At 40.5% G+C, this 19319-nt stretch carries 18 protein-coding genes; 11 read left to right on the top strand and 7 right to left on the bottom strand.

The genetic code is table 11. The annotated features are described in order from the left end of the window. The first annotated feature begins 523 nt into the window (after positions 1-523). On the top strand, positions 524-3118 hold the full coding sequence (locus tag L3V41_RS00945) for a TonB-dependent receptor (protein WP_157066218.1): 2595 nt from the start codon (positions 524-526) through the stop codon (positions 3116-3118). A gap of 73 nt (positions 3119-3191) precedes the next feature. Then, a complete protein-coding gene (locus L3V41_RS00940) occupies positions 3192-4709 on the top strand; it encodes a tryptophan halogenase family protein (protein ID WP_237127266.1) in 1518 nt (505 codons plus the stop codon). A gap of 34 nt (positions 4710-4743) precedes the next feature. Here the strand turns inward: L3V41_RS00940 and L3V41_RS00935 are convergent, their stop codons facing one another. After that, positions 4744-5454 (bottom strand): DUF6445 family protein, encoded by a 711-nt coding sequence (locus L3V41_RS00935; RefSeq protein WP_062569944.1) that lies wholly within the window; start codon positions 5452-5454, stop codon positions 4744-4746. A gap of 246 nt (positions 5455-5700) precedes the next feature. Here L3V41_RS00935 and L3V41_RS00930 point away from each other — a divergent pair, with 246 nt between their 5' ends. Together L3V41_RS00930 and L3V41_RS00925 are read left to right on the top strand one after the other, a co-directional pair. Then, a complete protein-coding gene (locus L3V41_RS00930; protein WP_062569945.1) occupies positions 5701-6405 on the top strand; it encodes a SapC family protein in 705 nt (234 codons plus the stop codon). 125 nt (positions 6406-6530) lie between these two features. Continuing rightward, on the top strand, positions 6531-7565 hold the full coding sequence (locus tag L3V41_RS00925) for an isoaspartyl peptidase/L-asparaginase (RefSeq protein WP_062569946.1): 1035 nt from the start codon (positions 6531-6533) through the stop codon (positions 7563-7565). A gap of 56 nt (positions 7566-7621) precedes the next feature. Here the strand turns inward: L3V41_RS00925 and queF are convergent, their stop codons facing one another. Continuing rightward, positions 7622-8467: an NADPH-dependent 7-cyano-7-deazaguanine reductase QueF gene (gene queF / locus L3V41_RS00920; RefSeq protein WP_062569947.1), complete on the bottom strand. Its 846-nt coding sequence runs from the start codon at positions 8465-8467 to the stop codon at positions 7622-7624. A 59-nt stretch (positions 8468-8526) separates the two neighbouring features. On the opposite strand from queF, the gene syd reads away from it, so the two are divergent. Beyond that, a complete protein-coding gene (gene syd / locus L3V41_RS00915; RefSeq protein WP_062569948.1) occupies positions 8527-9066 on the top strand; it encodes a SecY-interacting protein in 540 nt (179 codons plus the stop codon). Positions 9067-9127: 61 nt separating this feature from the next. Here the strand turns inward: syd and L3V41_RS00910 are convergent, their stop codons facing one another. The 3 genes from L3V41_RS00910 to L3V41_RS00900 all read right to left on the bottom strand — a co-directional run bounded on the left by L3V41_RS00910 (position 9128) and on the right by L3V41_RS00900 (position 10551). After that, positions 9128-9901 (bottom strand): Zn-ribbon-containing protein, encoded by a 774-nt coding sequence (locus tag L3V41_RS00910; protein ID WP_062569949.1) that lies wholly within the window; start codon positions 9899-9901, stop codon positions 9128-9130. Next, complete coding sequence (locus L3V41_RS00905) at positions 9901-10167, bottom strand: hypothetical protein (RefSeq protein ID WP_062569950.1); 267 nt, start codon at positions 10165-10167, stop codon at positions 9901-9903. Before L3V41_RS00905 ends, L3V41_RS00910 begins: the two co-directional genes overlap by 1 nt. Before the next feature lie 153 nt (positions 10168-10320). Continuing rightward, complete coding sequence (locus tag L3V41_RS00900) at positions 10321-10551, bottom strand: DUF2789 domain-containing protein (protein WP_062569951.1); 231 nt, start codon at positions 10549-10551, stop codon at positions 10321-10323. Positions 10552-10703: 152 nt separating this feature from the next. On the opposite strand from L3V41_RS00900, the gene L3V41_RS00895 reads away from it, so the two are divergent. Beyond that, positions 10704-11345 carry a GNAT family N-acetyltransferase gene (locus tag L3V41_RS00895; RefSeq protein ID WP_062569952.1) on the top strand — a complete coding sequence of 214 codons (642 nt, stop codon included), beginning with the start codon at positions 10704-10706 and terminating at the stop codon, positions 11343-11345. Between the two features lie 656 nt (positions 11346-12001). Here L3V41_RS00895 and L3V41_RS00890 read toward each other — a convergent pair. Next, entirely contained in the window at positions 12002-12301 is a 300-nt protein-coding gene (locus tag L3V41_RS00890) for a DUF3301 domain-containing protein (RefSeq protein ID WP_062569953.1), read from the bottom strand. Further along, positions 12302-13330 (bottom strand): DUF3549 family protein, encoded by a 1029-nt coding sequence (locus tag L3V41_RS00885; RefSeq protein ID WP_237127020.1) that lies wholly within the window; start codon positions 13328-13330, stop codon positions 12302-12304. Between the two features lie 126 nt (positions 13331-13456). Here L3V41_RS00885 and L3V41_RS00880 point away from each other — a divergent pair, with 126 nt between their 5' ends. The 5 genes from L3V41_RS00880 (at position 13457) to L3V41_RS00860 (ending at position 19301) form a co-directional block, all read left to right on the top strand. Beyond that, entirely contained in the window at positions 13457-13771 is a 315-nt protein-coding gene (locus L3V41_RS00880; protein WP_237127019.1) for a YqcC family protein, read from the top strand. 1 nt (position 13772) lies between these two features. Further along, complete coding sequence (gene truC, locus L3V41_RS00875) at positions 13773-14546, top strand: tRNA pseudouridine(65) synthase TruC (protein WP_062569956.1); 774 nt, start codon at positions 13773-13775, stop codon at positions 14544-14546. Beyond that, a complete protein-coding gene (locus L3V41_RS00870) occupies positions 14533-14979 on the top strand; it encodes a flavodoxin (RefSeq protein ID WP_237127018.1) in 447 nt (148 codons plus the stop codon). Before truC ends, L3V41_RS00870 begins: the two co-directional genes overlap by 14 nt. Before the next feature lie 128 nt (positions 14980-15107). Continuing rightward, positions 15108-15839: an RNA methyltransferase gene (locus L3V41_RS00865; RefSeq protein ID WP_062569958.1), complete on the top strand. Its 732-nt coding sequence runs from the start codon at positions 15108-15110 to the stop codon at positions 15837-15839. A 60-nt stretch (positions 15840-15899) separates the two neighbouring features. Continuing rightward, positions 15900-19301 (top strand): AAA family ATPase, encoded by a 3402-nt coding sequence (locus L3V41_RS00860; RefSeq protein WP_237127017.1) that lies wholly within the window; start codon positions 15900-15902, stop codon positions 19299-19301. Positions 19302-19319 lie beyond the last annotated feature (18 nt).

Here is a 19319-nt window from a genome sequence, read left to right as displayed (position 1 = left end):
AATAATATGCTCGTTATAATTTAAAAATGACAACGCTGTCATTAGTATTGATTTTTATTCTCAATCCCCTTGACGCTTTCTGCCCTGAAAAAGTTAAATAAAATTTATCAATGTTGGCGTGGTTATAAAAATACACCTTAATTCAAAACTAATTGATTGTTAGTTAAGCCTTTTTTTATAACTTTTGGTTATGGCTAATAATTAACCTCTGGAAAGTAAAGCTTACAAAAATTGCTTAAAATAGGTGCTTTGTACCTAAAAACTCTCAACTATGCTTTTCATATACTTTAAATCTCATGTTATATTTGCGCCGTTTAAATGTAACAATTCTTAAATGCTCAATATTAAATTTCATTAATTTCAATATCTTAATTATTTTGTTGTAAATTTTTTGCACAAAACAGCCAAAAAGATGTAGCACAAATGTAATTTAGAGTGTATGGTTTGTTACTAGATGACAGCGTTGTCATCATCACTGGGCAGAAGTGATATAAAACCAACAAAATGATTCAAGGGGAATCCTGTGTTAGCTAAAAATTTTAAGAAGAGCTTATTAGCAGTTAATATCGGTCTTGTAATGAGTGCCGGATTCACTGGTGCTGCCTATGCAGCAGATGAAACAAAAGTTCAAGAGGACGTTGAAGTTATTGAAGTTCGCGGTATTCGCCGTTCACTTGAAGCGTCAATGAATACTAAACGCTTTGCTGACAGCGTTGTCGATGCTGTTTCTGCAGAAGATGTAGGTAAGTTTCCTGATGGTGACGTAGGTGAAGCGCTTGGCCGTATTTCGGGCGTTGCAGTTAACCGTCAGTTTGGTCAAGGCCAGCAAGTATCGATCCGTGGTGCATCTAGCCAACTTACACGTACTCTTTTAAACGGTCAAACAGTGGCATCAACTGGTTGGTACGACCAACAGTCTATCGACCGTAGCTTTAACTACACTCTATTACCACCTGAGCTTGTAGGTGAAATCCAGGTTTATAAATCGTCACAAGCTGACATCGTTGAAGGTGGTGTAGGTGGTACTGTTATTGTTAATACACGCAAACCACTAGACCTTGATGCTGGTACGACTTTCTTAAGTGCTAAAGCAGATTACGGTACTATTTCTGAAGAAACTGACCCGCAAATTTCAGGTTTATTTAGCTGGAAAAATGATGAAGAAACATTCGGTGTTCTAGGTTCAGTTTCATGGGCAGAAACGAACTATCAACGTAATGGTATTGAGTCACTAATTGGCTGGGGTGACATTGTTCCTACCACTTTCCAACAAGAGCGTGAGCGTACAGCATTAAATGCTACATTCCAGTATCGCCCAACTGAAAATCTAGAATTAGGCTTGAATATCATGAGCCTAGAGTTAGATGCAAACAACGCAAATACCTCAAACTTCGTGATGTTCCCTGATGATAAAGATGCAGCGTGTGAGCAAACGAATGCATCAGGAACGTGTACTTTCTACCGTCGTACTGGCGAAGGTGCAAATCCAGGTTGGGTACAAACATGGGCGCGTATTGCGAGCATGACATCAGATACAGCTGATTTTAGCCTTAAATATGAAGGTGAAAACTTCACATTAAAAGGTCGTTTCGGTACTACTGAATCAGAAGGTGGTACAGACTTAACAGCGAACTACGGTAACTTCATTGGTTTACCCTCTGATTATGCGGGTACGTATGATGCAACTGGCGAAGTAATTAAAATTGATATCAATAACAAATACTTTGAACCATCAGATTTTACAGGTCCACTTTCTCCAGCTGGTTGGTCACTTAAGAAACAGCCTAATACAGATGAAGAAACATACGCACAGTTAGATCTTACCTTCCCAGTAGATTTTGGTGCGATTACAGCTATCAAAACAGGTTTCCGCTGGGCTGATCACGAAGTTAAACAAGAAACTTACTCAACGACACTAACAGATGTATTACCTACAGGTGATGGTGAAACATACTTCTCAGGTACTATGTCTTCAGGTGCAGGTTTTACTCTACCTGAGCCAGACTTTGATAGAATGATTACAGATGCTCGTGCCGCAATTGTAAGCTTTGATAACGACTCAGATGTGTATCGTTCAGGCTATGGTACAATTGAAGAAGAAAACTTTGCTGTGTATGCAATGGCAGAATTCTCTGCAGAATCTATTCGTGGTAACTTTGGCTTACGCTATATTTCTACAGATGCTGAATCTGACTACTATGGCTTTGCCAACGGTACTTATGAAAGCACATTAAGCACAGATAAAGCGAGCTACAACGATATTTTACCAAGCATTAACATTGCTTTTGATATCGCTGAAGATGTGATTCTACGTACTTCTGCAGCACAGGTTATTGCACGTCCTAACTATACCGATATGTTCTCTGCGTCTTCATTTGCAGGTTATTCAGATGGCACAGCAGGTAACGAAGTATTAACAAAAGGTAATGTGGGTCTTAACCCATTCAAAGCAACTCAGGCCGATTTAGGCATCGAGTGGTACTTTGATGGTGATGGCATGGTAAGTGCGACGTACTTCTTTAAAGACATCACTTCATTTGTTACATCTAGTCAAATCTTAAACCAACAGATTGGTGTCTTTGACCCTGATACGCAAGGTGATAACTGGACTCTTTCAACTAAGTTGAATGCAACAGGCGGTCAAATTGAAGGTATCGAGCTACAAATTCAAGATGGTTTTGACAGCGGTTTTGGTTACTCAGTTAACTATACGTTTGTAGATGCACCGTCTGAGGCTGAAAATTACCCAGATCAAATTCCTCTATTCTCTGATTCATCTGAGCATACAGTAAACTTAGTTGGTTACTATGAAACAGATACTTACTCAGCGCGTTTAGCTTATAACTGGCGTTCAGAGTACATGATTCGTGAGCTTCCTGGTTTCTATGGTAACCGTGAGCACCAATCATACGGTACATTAGATTTCAGCGCGAACTACAGTGTAACTGAGAATATTGATGTAACATTTGAAGCTGTTAACTTAACTGAAGAAGACAGCATTCAAATTGGTGTTGCACCAAGCGATGCTGAAGTGGTTCCAGAGCTTCGTAATGGCTACCCAGCATGGAGCTTTGAAGGTGAAGCACGCTACAAGCTAGGTGTTACGCTTCGTTTCTAATTTTAATTAGATAACGAATCTATTAAAGCCCAGTTTGTACTGGGCTTTTTTGTGAGTAAATGAAAGCGAGTTAATAATGATAAAGAAAATCGCAATTGTTGGTGGCGGAACCGCAGGCTGGTTAGCTGCTAATCATTTAGGGCAGTCTCTGCAAGGAAGTAACATTGAGATTACTTTAATAGAATCACCGACTATTCCTACAATCGGTGTTGGCGAAGGTACAGTGCCTTCAATGCGTAACTCATTACAAAAGTTTGGTATTAGCGAAAGCGATTTTATTAATGAATGTGATGTGACATTTAAGCAATCAATTAAGTTTGTTAATTGGTTGGATAAAACAAAACATGGCAGTAATTTTTATCATCATTTGTTTGATCATCCTCATATTTTCGGTGAGCAACTAACAGATGCTTGGCTTGTTTCAAATGAGTCGTCTGACTATGCTTCGTTTGTTTCAAAGCAGCACTTATGTTGTGAAAAAAACTTAGCACCCAAGACGATTACTACCCCAGAATTTATGGGTGTTAATGGCTATGCTTATCATTTTGATGCCAAAAAATTTGCTGCATTTTTAAGTCGTCACGCAGAGCAATCTTTTTCTGTAAAACATCATTTTGCAGATATAAAAGATGTTGTAGTAGATGATGCAGGCTACATAACACACTTAGTTGATGAACATGATGTGGCAATGGCATTTGACTTTGTTATTGATTGCACCGGTTTTTCTGCAGCAATTCTTGGCAACAAGCTGGGAGTTGAGTTCTTAGATAAGTCAGATTGCCTACTAACAGACACTGCGATCACTCTACAAGTTCCTACCTCGCCAGATGATGAAATTCCTCCCTATACAATTGCAACCGCGCACCAAGCAGGCTGGATTTGGGATATTGCCCTCACACAGCGAAGAGGTGTTGGTTTTGTGTATTCATCTAAATATATGACTGAACAACAAGCGTTAGACAAATTACACAAATATTTAGGTGAAAAGTTTAACCATCTAACTCCCAGAAAAATCCCTATGAAAGTAGGGCGAAGGGAAAAAATGTGGCATAAAAACTGTGTCGCCATTGGTCTATCGCAAGGATTTGTAGAACCACTCGAAGCCACTGCAATTTTAATCGCTGACTTTTCTGCAAACCTACTAGCAAAGCGTTTTCCTCGCTGTAAAGCGGATATTGCATTAGTGATTGATGACTACAATCGCCATGTTAATTACGTGTGGGAGCAGACGTTTGACTTTATAAAAATGCATTACTGTATTTCAGACAGAACTGATTCTGAGTTCTGGATTGATAACCGTAAAGATGAGCAACTATCTCCGCAATTGAAAAATAACTTAGCGCGTTGGCAAAGATTTGCGCCAAATAGAGAAGACTTTGCAAGTAAATTTGATTTGTTCGACCTTGAGAATTACTTGTATGTATTGTTTGGCATGCGTTACCTTCCTGCATCAGACACACTAAATACTGTGCGCGGTTTTGAGCAATTAACGTCGTTAAAGCAACAGCGAGTTAATCAGTTGTTAGGTGAGCTTCCAACACACAGAGCGCTGCTCGAGAAAATTAAAAAGTTTGGAATGCAAAAACAGTAAACAGCAAATAAGTGGCTTTTAATTAACAAGCCACTTATTCAATTCTAAAAAACGATGAAATAGAGAGTCGACTATTTTTAATATCTTGGCTATATGGTAGGTTGTTTTTTAAGGCCGCACTATGAAGCAGGTTGCTTTTATAAAGTACCACACGGTTTGGTTTTGCCTCTATATCAATAATTTTTTCAAATAGCTCAGTACTTTCATCTAAATAGCCTTGATGTGTACTTTCATGTTGTTGTACGTTTTTGATTATATCGTGGACGATATTTTGATTTTCAGCGGTAATTTTAATTGTATTTGTTGGTTTGTATTTATAAATACCTGTACCACCCCATTCTTTACTCGATAAATAATGTACAGCAGCATAGGTTTTATCATCTGTTGAATCAATATGTGGCATGCGCTGCATGACATGTAATTCATTAGCAGATTGCGTTACAACCGAGAGCTTACATTTATGCAAATAGAGATTGTTATTTCCAGAATCTATAACACCTTCCGTTATTAAGCTTTGCAGTAGTTGTTCAAACACTCGGTAATAAGGGGCTGGCATTTCGTCGCGTTTACCAGGGTACAAGGTGCCATCTGTGCCGATAGGTTGAAAGTATGCGACGTTTGATGCGAAATGATAAACACCTTGAAGATGGCTTAAAAAATCATCAATAATAATGATGTTTTCATCAATACTTTCAATATTGATTACCTGCACTTTATAGTTTTTATTTAATTGATAACTTTCCATTTAAATGCTCAGTAAATTCCTCATCATTAATGAATATACTAACAAAAATAATTAGTTAGAGGCGAGGGGATTTTGCCTTAGTTTACCGCTTTTCTAGGCTATTTTTTAACCGTTGTTGAGTAATTATTTGTGTTAAAAAATAATGTACAATCTGCCACAAAATTTTCACTTCCTTTTTGTGTCTAAAACCGATAGGCTTTGGGCACTAACAGCAAAACATATATAAAATTATAATGGAGCAGTATCATGGCGGAGCAACAAGTACAGCCTTTACATAACGAAAAACATGCCAACACTAAAATTCAAAACGGCATCCATGTCGAGTTCATGAAATCTCAGCATTTAGTTCCTGTGGTTGCCCACGAATTTGCACGTATCGCAAATGAATTTCCAATGGCTTTTGTTAAAAACAATGAATCAGGTCAATTCCAAGCTGTTGCGATCTTTGGTTTAGAGCCAGGCGAAAACTTATTTATCGAAGATGACAAGTGGACAGCCGCTTTCGCACCTATGGCGATGACACGTTATCCTCTTGGTCTAGTAAAACACCCTGAGGGAGACCAATTTGGTATCGTTATTGACGAAGCAAGCCCACTTGTAAGTGAAGAAACGGGTAATGCACTTTTCGAAAATGGTGAAGAGACTGAATACCTTAAACGTCGTAAAGAAGCACTTGTTTCTTTCATCGAGTTTTCTCAAGTAACAGACGCATTCACTAAGTTCTTAGCTGATAAAGAGCTTTTAGTTGCGCAAACATTAACTGTAGATATCAAAGGTGAGAAAAAGGACATCAGTGGTATTTACCTTGTAGATGAGAAAAAGCTAAACGCATTAAGCGATGAAGAGTTCCTTGAGCTTCGTAAGCGTGGCTATTTAGCGCCTATCTACTCATTCTTAACGTCTACTCATCAAGTAGCACGTCTGGCACGTTTAAAAGCTGCTAAAGCATAATTTTAAACAGCTAAAGAAAAGCGCCATTTGGCGCTTTTTTTATTTCTTTCATCGGGTAATACTTGAAAATTGCCGATGAATTATTCACATTGGGCTTATCACCAAAATAAATATAAGTGCCCATTATGTTAAAAACATTACTCACCTCAGCCATTGCGCTTAGCGCATTGTCACTCAGTGTTCCAACTTACAGCGCAGAGCAGCCGTTTGCTATTGCCATTCATGGTGGTGCTGGCACCATAGAAAAAAGCCGCTTTACAGCAGAACAAGAAAAAGCCTATCGGGCAAAATTAAAAGAGGCAGTAGAAACTGGCTACACAGTGCTAGAGAAGGGCGGTGAGAGCTTAGATGCAATTACAGCAGCTATCAATGTACTTGAAAACTCGCCATTTTTTAATGCTGGTCGTGGTGCTGTGTATACCTATGATGGCGCGCATGAATTAGATGCTTCGATAATGGATGGCCGTAATCGACAAGCTGGCGCAGTTGCAGGCATTAAACACATTGAAAACCCAATCAACCTTGCTCGTTTAGTGATGGAAAAGTCAGTGCACGTGATGCTGAGCGGTCAAGGGGCTGAAGACTTTGCAAAAACGCAAGGTGTTCCTTTGGTTGAAAATAATCTGTTTGATACAGAAAGTCGCTATGAAGCACTTTTAAAAGCTAAAGAAAAACTAGATAAGCAACAAGTAACCAGTAAAGATTATCAAGCAGCACATCAAGCCTTGCCAGTTAATTATAAAATGGGCACCGTCGGTGCCGTTGCGCTTGATAAAAACGGCAATATCGCCGCAGGCACTTCAACCGGTGGCATGACGGCGAAACGCTTTGGCCGCGTTGGTGATGCACCAGTAATTGGTGCAGGTACCTTTGCTGAAAACGAGTCATGTGCAGTATCGGCGACAGGGCATGGTGAGTACTTTATTCGTTACAATGTGGCTGCTGACATTTGCGCGCGTGTAAAATACCAAGGTAAAACGATAGTTGAAGCGGGTAACGAGGTAATCCACGATGTTTTAATGCCTGTTGGCGGTACTGGTGGCGTGATCATCATTGATGCTAAAGGCAATATCAGCTTACCGTTTAATACTGCGGGTATGTATCGTGCGAGTAAATCAAATACATCACCAACGTATGTGGGTATTTTTAAAGACGAATAATTAATCTTCAGACAATAAAAAACCGAGTTCAACTCGGTTTTTTATTGTCATCAAAGTTATTGGCGATTAATTTTCACTTGAAAGGGTGTTTCATCTTGATTCGTTGAGCGATAAGGGTTGATGTCTAAACCACCTCGGCGTGTATAGCGGGCATACACTTCAAGCTCTTCAAGGTTTAATTGCTGCATTAAATCACAGTAAATACGCTCTACACACTGCTCATGGAACTCGTTATGAGTACGAAACGAAATCAAATATTTTAATAAGGCTTCATGGCAGATTGTTTGACCTTTGTAGCGAATAATCACGCTTGCCCAATCTGGCTGTGAGGTAATTAAACAGTTCGATTTTAGCAAGTGGCTGTGTAGTGTTTCTGAGATAACGTCATCGCCACTGTGACGAAGCGAGCTTGAGTCGATATCATAACTGGTGATTTCGATATCAAGATCATCAATACACTCGCCTGGTAACGCGGTAAATGGCAAGCAGTTATAATCGTCAGCTTTATATAAAGTGACGACGACAGGCGCATTCACGGCGGCAGATAAATCGCTAGTAAGAGCTTGCTGTACGTCTTCAATAGCTGCAAAGCGTGTCTGGTTAAAACTATTCAGATACAGCTTGAATGATTTTGACTCAATGATGTGACTGCTTTGACAAGGAAACACAAATGTCGCTACAGCAACCATTGGTTTACCCTTATTATTGAGCCACGATAACTCATAGCCAGTCCAAATATCTTGCCCTTTGAATGGTAAGTTATTTTCGCTAACACCTAACGCGTCACGATTAAGTTTACGGGCAATAGGAAACAATAAGTTAGGTGTGTAGGTGTCTATATACTCAGTTGATTTACCAAGCACACTGTCTTTTAATTCGGGAGAGTTGCTGTAATCTGTCATCTTTACACTTTTGTGGTTACAATGGCGACATTATACCCAAAGCTAATGAGTTTCGCAGTATGTCCGTTTCTTTAAAACTAGAAAAACTACACCAAGCATTTAGTGAAAAATGCCTAGAGCGCACGGGAAGGTTACCTGTTATTGAGCATGATGAAGCATGGCCTAGCCCGTGTGAGCAAGGTGATGTTGATGAGCAAGGCCTTATTCAATGGCGAGCAGCACCGCAACAGCCCAAGGGATCTTTAAATGATTTAGCAAATGCTTTAGCGCTTAATTTTCCTGAAGAGCTGAGTGTGTTATTTGGCCACCTGTATGCAGGAAACTTGCTAGTTCGCATCGACGATCATCATATTGAGTTGCTGCAAGCATGGAATGAAGACGATTTTAGCCGTTTGCAGCAGAATATTACTGGCCATGTACTCATGAAACGTAAGTTAAAGCAGCCAGAAACGGTGTTTATGGGTCTTACAGAGCAAGATGACTTACTTATTACTGTACTGGTTGAAAGCGGGGAGGTTTGCTTAGAGTATGTGGGTAAAAAGCCACATCATGTACTAGCAAACAGCATCAGTGAGTTTTTAGATAAAGTAACGGTGTAAACTTAATAAGTAAAAAGGGGCGATTGCCCCTTTCATGTATCTGGTTATTGCCTTTATTAAGTTATTGAAAGTCCCAAGAGATATTCGAAACAATGCCACAAGGCTCGCAACGAAAATCAAATAAGCCAAACCATGGTTCGGGCAGCCTCCAATCTCCATTACAGCTAGGGCAACGACGTTCAAGCTCTGATTCTTTATCGACGCCGCCAACGCGATACAAATAGTAATAAACTGGCTTCTTTGTTAGATAGCTAATACGCTTAGTGATATCTCGCCCACGGCGGTATAAATCACTGTTGATACTGGTTAGTTCCTCAAGAGCAGGAAACTCACAACGGGTTGCACCATTGATCTGAATTTGATCGCATGCTTGCCAGTCTTCTTGCCATTTTATCAGTGTTTTGTAATCACCATTGGCAATCGCAGGAATACGAAATAACGGCACAGGTAAAAAGTCATCACCACAATAAACAGGACTACAGGTATGCACGTAGGTGGTGTATAAAATATAGCACGACGGATCATCACACATATCTGCGCCATTTGAGTGAATGTCTTGGCCAATCACTTTAACTTTTGGAGCAAGTAAGCCCGCAGTGTGCAATTGCTCAATACTGTGTTTTACAAATGGGCTGTTATTAAGAGGATGCATTGCATCTTCGGTTGGGCACATCACGCGGGTGATAAAAAATCCATCTTTTAGAACAGTAGGAAATTCATCACCAATAATCTGGCCGTTAAAACGAAGCGCATTGACTAAGCGGTTTATTGCCTGCTCGGCAAGCTCTAAGGTGGTATCTTGGTAGCAATCAAAAGTCAGATCGACAACAAACATTATTTTTTCTCAAGCAGTGCTAATAACCTATCTAATTTTGCTTCAATACGATCCAATTGACTTTCTTTTGGTGTACTTAGTTTCTCATTTGATGGGTTATTAATGAAATTTTTTATTGAATCCGGATTGTTTTTATATTGGCTTACAGCTGCAATGATCACTGGCATCGGCATAGGTTCTGCTAGCTTACTTTTTGTTAGGGCAACTGTTGGGGTTTTACCTTCATCAAGAAGGGTTTTAATTGCATCAAATACAACGGCATTCATTTTTGTATAAACTCTTTAATAAAGACTAAAAAGCACCGTAGCATATGGGCCACAGTGCGCGTGTATGGTAGCAATAATAGAGGTGGAGTGAAATTAATTTCCTTATTTACACGCTAAAACTAGGTATATTAGTGTGTAAATAAGGAGCGAAAGCTACTGGCGTAACCTTGCGTCTAATTCGTCAATCACCTCGCTCCATGCACCATCTTCAGCTAATGACTCGGCTAGAAAATGTTGCTGTGCTTCATCCCAAAACGGAGCTTCCTGTAACAAAGTTGTATCTGACAATTGATGTGAGGCTATAAAAGCGTCTATTTCGCTCTCTTTACATGGTAAACCAAGTTGTGCAAAGAGGGTTGAAATATCATGTTTTGTCGTATCCATAGTTCTGCTCCTTGTGTATGGTGATAATTTATTACTGCTTAAAATTAATAATGGAGAATGTCAGTTTAACTTACGCTGAATTTGTTTTTAGCTTTGCTTAGGTATATATATAGTCTAGTGGTAAAAATAATAAAGCCAAATAAAGGATGAGTATGACAACGATAGCCGAACACGACACATTCAGTGTGCAATACCTCAGTGCTGAAGATATCAGTATAGCTGCAAGTCTTATTTACCAAGCTTATTATGATGACCCTGTGTTAAAGAATGTACTTGGATACCAACCAGATAACCCCACTAAATACGAAAGTAAGCTCAGAGCCCTTGTGCGTGAAGAACTAGCCAGCTTTTGGCAAGAAAAGCAGCCGTTAATTGGATTGTACTCTCAAAAAAGATTGAAAGCCGTTGCGTGTGTTTTTGACTCAAACAGTGAACTTCAAGCCGAACGTTACTGGCACTGGCGCTTGAAATTAATGCTTAGTGCAGGGTATTTGCAAACCAATCAATTGATTGAAAAAGAGCGCACAATACGAGAAGCATTATCGCAAAAAGCACCTTATTTATTTTTAGCCTTTATTGCCGTGGACCCGCACTTTCAGGGGCAGGGCCTTGGGCGATATTTACTAAGAGGGCTTGATGATTTATTACAAAGCAGTCCTAATACATCGGGTCTTGCTGTATTTGTGACACGCCCAGAACAGCGCGAGTTTTTTACCTCAGAGAGCTTTGAAGTATTTAAGTCACTAAGCTTTAATCAGGTTAATGGTGACCTTATGTTTAAGAGCGCAAAATAACCAACGGACGTTTTGGAAATTGCAATGTGAGATTTATCTCACATTGCTGTAAGTATTATCAGAATAAACACTCAAATTTTGTACCCAATTTTACTTATCTTAATGTTTTTAAAAGAATTCTCTTTTCTTACTTTAATATGAACGCAAAAAAATTGCTTTTTGTACCTATCCTGATTTCCTTATTCCTCTAAACTTAATCATGTCAAGACGACACAGGTTCAATGAGTGAACTGATGCCAAGGATTAGGACGCTGGCAATTTAGCAAAGAGGCTTAGCAGGAAGCAAAAGGACAATTTAAAAGGGAAGCAAGGACGAATAAGGAAACTGCTAGGATGCAGTACAATCGCGGAGCGGTTGAAAAGGATTGAACAAAGGATTATTTAGCAGGAAGCTAAAGGAGCGTTTGGAAAACGAAGTGGATAGCCATTGATGGCAAGAGGACGGCACTGGGATGTGTTAAATGCGACATGATGTTGCATGGTGGGTGTATCTGGATGTATACCCGTTCAGGGGATAGAAAAAAACGGCAGCTTCGGCAAGAGTAGGGACACTTTATCATGGAAGTAGCAAGATTGGGGCGTGGCTAGTAGCTACGCCTTAGTTCTTTCTGGGCTTTGCATTTTTCGCAATCAAAATTACTGCGTTTAGACGCAGCTTAAATTTTGTGCGGTGGTATCACTACACTCTTAAGCAATTCATTTTCCATGATCAAAACGCCTTGATACACGCTTTGCCCATCACTTGAAAACTCAAAAATAAACTCACTTTTAATACCCGGTTTACCACTTTTTAAAATGCCAAGTCGGCGTTTATTGCAAGCAACACTCATCAATTGCACATTTAACTGCTCAATTTGTCTTTGTGCATGAAGGTTAGCTGCTTCGGCTACTTTTCTGTTTAACCAAAAAAAGTAGATAATGCTGCCAATGATGATGAGTGTCCACAAGCCTGCCATTTACGAAAATAACCTTCCAATTGCTCGAGCGAGTGTTTCGCTGCGATTTTCCTGTCTTAATAAACCTAGTAAGTGAGGGCGAATACTCGGAATTGCAACTAAATCGGTGAAAATACTCACAAACAGTTGTTCAATTTCAGTGTGGTGTGCACAGCAATCCATAAATACATGTAAGCGTTCAGGGTCTTCTAATGTACTAAAGCAACGCCCTGCAATTGTTAATAGTACATCTGACTGGGTGTTCATATCAGAGCGCAATACAGCATCAACAAGTTGCGCTGTTAAACCTTGCGCTGGTGTTTTTGATAAACTTCTGAGAGCTGCCACAAGGGCGATGTCGTCTTTATGCTCTATGGCGTTTAACCCATAGGCTAACAATTGCTCTGCAAATACGGGTTCGATTGCAGCATGTTCAAGCATAGCACTGAGCGGCTGTAATACTTCGACAGGTAATTGCCCCCAAGCGGCTTGTAGGTTCGCTAAGTTGTTGTCGTTATCTAAACGCATCGCAAAATCAGCAATGCCCTGTACTGCAACACTTTGCCAATTATCAAACCCCAGTTTGCCTGAAAAATAAAGCTGAGCATATTCGTAGTACTGTGAAGCACTTTGTTTAAGTAAACACTTAACCTGTGCATTAAATGCCGCTAGCTTGTTGGCGTTTGGCGTAAATACATACGGATTGTTATCAAGTTTGCCTTCAGCATTTTCACCGGTAATTTCTGTACCAAGTGCTTCAATTACCATATTTGCGAAATGGTCGCGGCTTGCGCTTACTAGGCGGCTTTGCTCATCGAGTGGGAATTTTAAAAACCATACATAAGGTTCTTTAGACGCTTTTACATCCCAAAATTGAATAGCAAGCCAAGCATGACCAGCAAGCGGGTATGGGTAAGGGATTTTTGTCTCTTCAATGGCGAGAAATTGTTTTTTGTCTAATTTCGTGATGTGTCTGCCAATATCGAAGGCACGCCAAGTGGTACCTGCTGCATCCAGAAGTTGCCCTAAAGTGGCGATCTGCTCAGTCATAAAATCTCAATTACCGTAATTAATCTATATCAGGGGCGAATTATACGCCATACCATGGCGCCTTGGAACAGGGTATACTAGGGTCTGTTTACCTTCCCTAAGTAAAAAGGTATTAAGAGTTTTACAATGCATCAACAGACTTTGGCGCTGCTGCGCGAATTAGAATCCACATTACAACGCTATTCACTTTGGCAAACAACACCAATTGACCCAAGTGCGCTCAATTCTAGAGTACCGTTTTGCCACGACACTATGGCTTTTGAGCAATGGCTGCAATTTGTTTTTCTTGAAAAAATGCATACCTTAATTGCACATGCTCAGCCTTTACCCCGTAATTTTGCAATTGCGCCTATGGCTGAAATGATGCTGGCACAACACAGTGGCGGAAATGATGTGATTAGCGTTTTACAAAAACTCGATCAACTTTTGAGTGATGACTAAGATGCAAGAGATTGATAAGCCACAATTTGATGAGTTAACGATTCTGTACCGCGATGAAAATTACATTGCGATTGATAAACCGTCCGGTTTATTGGTTCACCGTTCGTTTTTAGACAAACACGAAACTCAATTTGCGATGCAAATGCTGCGTGACCAAATTGGTCAACACGTATTTCCTGTACATCGATTAGATAGACCAACGTCAGGTGTGTTACTGTTTGCGTTAAGTTCAGAAGCAGCCCGTGACATGAATCAGTTATTTATTGATGGGCAAATTGAAAAACGTTATTTAGCGTTAGTAAGGGGCTTTTTAAACGAATCAATCTTCTTAGATAAACCTTTAAAAGAAGAGCTTGATAAAATTGCCGATAAGTTTGCAGATCAAGATAAAGCGCCGCAAGAAGCACAAACGCAATTTCATTGCCTGCACCAAGCAAGCTTGCCTATTCCAATTGGTAAGTACCCAACAGTTCGTTACTCGCTGGTGGAATGTTTTCCTAAAACTGGCCGCAAACATCAAATTCGTCGTCATTTAAAACATTTATCATTGCCAATTATTGGCGATGTAAATCATGGTGATAATCAGCATAATCAATTTTTTAGAGAACATTTTCAGCTTCGTCGTTTAATGTTATTTGCCTCTGAATTAAAGTTTGTGCACCCTTATAGCAAGCAACCAATAACAATTAAAGCGCCATTAGGCGATGCAATGTTAACGATTTGCCAGCAACTTGGCTGGCCAACAGAAGAAAAGGATTATTATGGCAACCATTAGTATTTTTGTCGGCAGTGTCTACGGCGGTGCCGAGCGTTTAAGCGAACAAGTTATTGAAGTTATCGAAAAGTCAGAGCATCAAGCGCAATTAGTTGAAAATGGCACGGTTGATGACATGCTGGCAGCGTCACATATTTTAGTGATCACATCAACGACGGGTCAGGGCGATATTCCTGATAACTTAGTCGCTTTATACAGCCAACTGAATGATCAATTCCCACTGTTAACAGGCAAGCAATACGGCATTATTGCTATGGGTGACCGTAGCTATGGCGATACGTTTTGTGGCGCAGGTCGCAGTTTTGATGAGCTGTTTCGTGATTTACAGGCAAAACCTGTTGGTCATCGTTTAGAAATTGATGCATGTGAAGACTTTGAACCTTGGCCTGTTACTGAGCCATGGTTAAATGAGTGGCTGACAAAAATTAGTTAGTGCCTCTTATTAGCGAGTGTCTCTTATAAGTGCTGATTGAATAAGCAATTGGCACTTTTCCCTTGGTTTTTCGAGTACAGAATCTGTGACCTTGGTGATATACTAGCGCATCATTTTATGAGGCTGTTATGATTTCAAAAAACCAACTGAAACTAATTCGTGCATTAGGTCAAAAGAAATACCGTAAGCAATATAACCAGTACCTTGTTCAAGGCGAAAAAAATGTACTTGAATTACTAAACAGTGGTTTAAGTATTGCTCATATTTTTGCGACTCCTGCATTTATAACAGCGCACCAATCTGCGCTTGCAGCCCATCAAGTCATTGAAGCAGACGAAGACAGCCTAACTAAAGCCAGTACGCTCGTTAGTAACAACGCAGCAATTGCTGTTGTTGATATGCCAAGTCAGCAAGCATTACCTACATCGGGGCTTATTTTAGCCCTAGATGGCGTGTCGGATCCGGGTAATTTAGGCACGATTATTCGTGTTGCTGATTGGTATGGTATTAAGCATATTGTTACCAGCACAGACAGTGCGGATGCTTATAACCCGAAAACTATCAGCGCAACCATGGGTTCATTTGCTCGTGTGAGTGTCTCTCAAACTGACTTAACTAATTACTTACCTAGCTTAAACCTTCCTGTGTATGGTGCATTTTTAGAAGGTGAAAACATTCACAAAACCGCTCTCAAGCAAGATGCCGTATTACTAATGGGCAGTGAATCGCATGGTATACGTACTGATTGCGAAAGCTTAGTTACTGATAAAATCACTATTCCGGCTTATGGCCAAGCAGAATCGCTTAATGTAGCAATGGCAACGGGTATAATTTTAGATAATTTTAAGCGCCACGCTTAACCTTTTACCCTAAAATGGGTTAAATTGAAGAATAACAATAAAAATCGGTAAAACAATTAGATGCGTTTAAGCACCATAAAATTAGCGGGTTTCAAATCGTTTGTTGAACCCACTAAGATCCCATTCCCTGATCAGATGACATGTGTTGTCGGCCCGAACGGCTGTGGCAAATCAAATGTCATTGATGCAGTGCGTTGGGTGCTAGGTGAAAGCTCAGCTAAAAACTTACGTGGCGATGCCATGACCGATGTTATTTTTAACGGCTCAACTAATCGAAAACCTATTTCACAAGCCTCTGTTGAGTTGGTGTTTGATAACACCAGTGGCCATTTACCGAATACCTTTGCTGATCGAAACCAAGTGGCGATCAAGCGCTTAGTGACCCGAGATGGTCAATCAATTTATTTTCTAAATGGCAGTAAATGCCGCAAACGTGATATTACCGATATCTTTTTAGGCACAGGTCTTGGCCCGCGCAGCTATGCGATTATTGAGCAGGGCATGATCTCGCGTTTAATTGAGAGTAAACCGGCGGATTTACGTGTTTTTTTAGAAGAAGCTGCGGGGGTTTCGAAATACAAAGAGCGTCGTCGTGAAACGCAAACCCGCATTAAAAGCACCCGCGAAAACCTTGAGCGGTTGCTTGATGTAAGGCAAGAGTTGCAAACACAGCTCGATAAGCTTGCAGTGCAATCAGTCGATGCAAAAAAATACCGAGAATTAAAAGCCACTGAGCGCACCTTAAAAGGGCAAATTGCGGTTTTAAAGTGGCAGAAGTTACACCAACAACAAATCGATAAAGCTGAGCAAATCAACAAACTTAAAGAGCAAATTCAGTTCTTTAGAGAAGCGCATTCTGGCCATGATGATGTTTTAGCAAGCCTTGAAAATCAGGTGCAACTTGAGCAGCAAAAACTGCAAGACGCTCAGCAGGCTCAGCATCAAACTCATACTGAGTTAACCCGCAAAGAGCAGCAACAGATCAGTTTAAAGCAGCAACAGCAAACACTTAGCCAAAACCTTATCAAACAGCAACAATTGCAGTTACAAAATAAAGAGCTGCAAGAAGAGCAACACGCTTCTGCCGCCATTTTACAAGAGCAGCTACAAGAAGCGATTGAGCAAAGTTTGTTGTGCGCTGAGCAAGTTACAGAGGTTGAAGAACAAGTCGCTTTTAGGCAGCAACAAACACAAAGTGCTAATGAGCAATATCAAAGCACCTTACAGAAAAACCAAGCTCATAGCAGTGATATTACTATCGCCAAGAGTCAACAGGCTCACTTTGCGCAGACTGTTGCGCAACTTGAATCTCAACAAGCACAACTCACTGCTGAAATTAGTGAGCTTGAAGCCACCCCAGTTGCAGCGCAAATTGCTGAGCAACAACAGCAAATTCAAACACTGACGAAGGAGCTTGCGCAGCAACAAAGTGCGCTAAATAAGCTCACTCAAAATCTAGAACACGCGGATAAAGAGCAACAGCACTTAGAGCAGGATTTAAAGCGGGTTCAACAGCACAGTAATGAAAATAGAGCCAGCATTGCGGCACTTAATTCTTTGTTATCAGAGCAAAGCAACAGCGAGAGTGTCTCTTTATTAGCACAGTTAAAAGTGGCTTCTGGCTTTGAGCCGCTAGTTGAGCAAGCCCTACTTGGCCTTGAGCACTTAAAGGTTAGTCAGCATAAAGAGCCTAACAGTGTTTGGCCTGTAACTAATAGTGCTGAGTTACCAAAAGAGTCATTAGCAAATTACATCGAATCGGGTGCTTTCCCTGATTTATTAGCACGGTTTGCATTTCAGTCCCGTTTTGATGACGCTATTTTATCGGATCCATATTGGCTGGCAGTGATTGATGAACAAGGCTGTATGCATGGTCGTAACTTTCATACTGATGCCAATAAAGACGCTGACAATTCTTTGCTTTTAAAGCATGCTCAGCTCAGTGATGCACAGCAGTTAGATGAAGAGCTCAACGAGCAATTAGAAACTAAGCAGCAATTGCTAAATGAGCATTTGGAACGTAAGAAAACACTTATCGCCGACAAAGAGCAATACAGAGAACGAATTCACCAAGCGGCTCAGCAGATTGCATCGGCCAGTACTCGACGAGATATGTTGCTAGAGCAGCAAACGCAGTGGCAAAACCAGCTTGTTAAGTTACAACAGCGTCAAACGTTACTGGCTGAGCAAAAGCAAAATGCCGACGAACAGCAACAAACTCAGCAGTGTTTACTTGAACAATTGTTAGAACAGCAATTAGAACTTGAAACACAGTTAGAGCAAGCAAAACACCAACAAGCTGAGGCAAATAACCGCTATCGCCAAGTGGCTTCTCTGCTAGAGCAATATAAAACGCAGGCACATCAAGCAAATTTGGCCGAACAAAAAGCTCGCAGTGAGTGTCAACTGAGTGAAACTAAATTACAACACGCTAATGCAGCGCAAAATGCTGCCAGTGAAGCCGTATTAGAACTCAACGAGCAGCTAGAAGAGTTAGTGATACCGCTTGAAGAGGTAGCAGAGCAAATTATGCTATTGCTTGAAAAGCATCAACAAAGTGACGTTGAGCTGAAAAACTTGCAAGCGGCATTGAGTCAAGCTAAAAAGGAGCTTGCTGATAAGCAAACAGCGCTGAAATCATCGCAATCTGAGTTGGTAACGTTACAAGAGCAGCTGCAAGCATTGGCACTGGATGAACAAAGTTTAATCGTTAAAGCGCAAGCGGCTTTAGAGCCACTTGAAGAACTGCAACAAAATTTAAAAACAGTACTTGAAGAACTGCCTGACAAAGCCAATTTAAATAGCATGCAAACTTTGCTTACAAAAACCACGCAAGCGTTAAATGAGCTTGGCGCGGTGAACTTAGCGGCAATTGATGAGTTTGAGCAGGCTAAACAGCGCAGCGATTATTTAAATCAGCAACTTGATGATTTAACGCAAGCATTAAATACCCTTGAAGGGGCGATTCAAAAAATCGACCGAGAAACAAAAAATCGTTTCAAGGCGACCTTTGAACAAGTAAATACAGACTTTGGGGAGTTGTTCCCGAAAGTGTTTGGTGGCGGTAGTGCTTACCTTGAATTGACCAGTGATGATCTACTTGAAAGTGGGGTAAGCATCATGGCAAGGCCTCCAGGCAAGAAAAATTCGACAATTCACCTGCTTAGTGGTGGAGAAAAAGCGCTGACCGCATTATCATTGGTGTTTTCAATATTCAGGCTCAATCCAGCTCCATTCTGTATGCTAGATGAAGTGGATGCGCCATTGGATGATGCGAACGTGGGTCGTTTTTGCCGTTTGGTAGAAGAGATGTCACAATCGGTGCAATTTATTTATATCAGTCATAATAAGATTGCCATGGAAATGGCAGGTAGATTGACGGGTGTAACTATGGCTGAACCCGGTGTTTCGCGGATGGTTGCTGTAGATATTGAACAAGCAGTGCAAATGGCACATGCATAAATTTAGTTAGGCAGATCA

The organism is Pseudoalteromonas sp. L21 (assembly GCF_021728035.1).
Classification (GTDB): domain Bacteria; phylum Pseudomonadota; class Gammaproteobacteria; order Enterobacterales; family Alteromonadaceae; genus Pseudoalteromonas; species Pseudoalteromonas arabiensis.
This window is presented reverse-complemented; position numbering and strand designations above follow the sequence as displayed.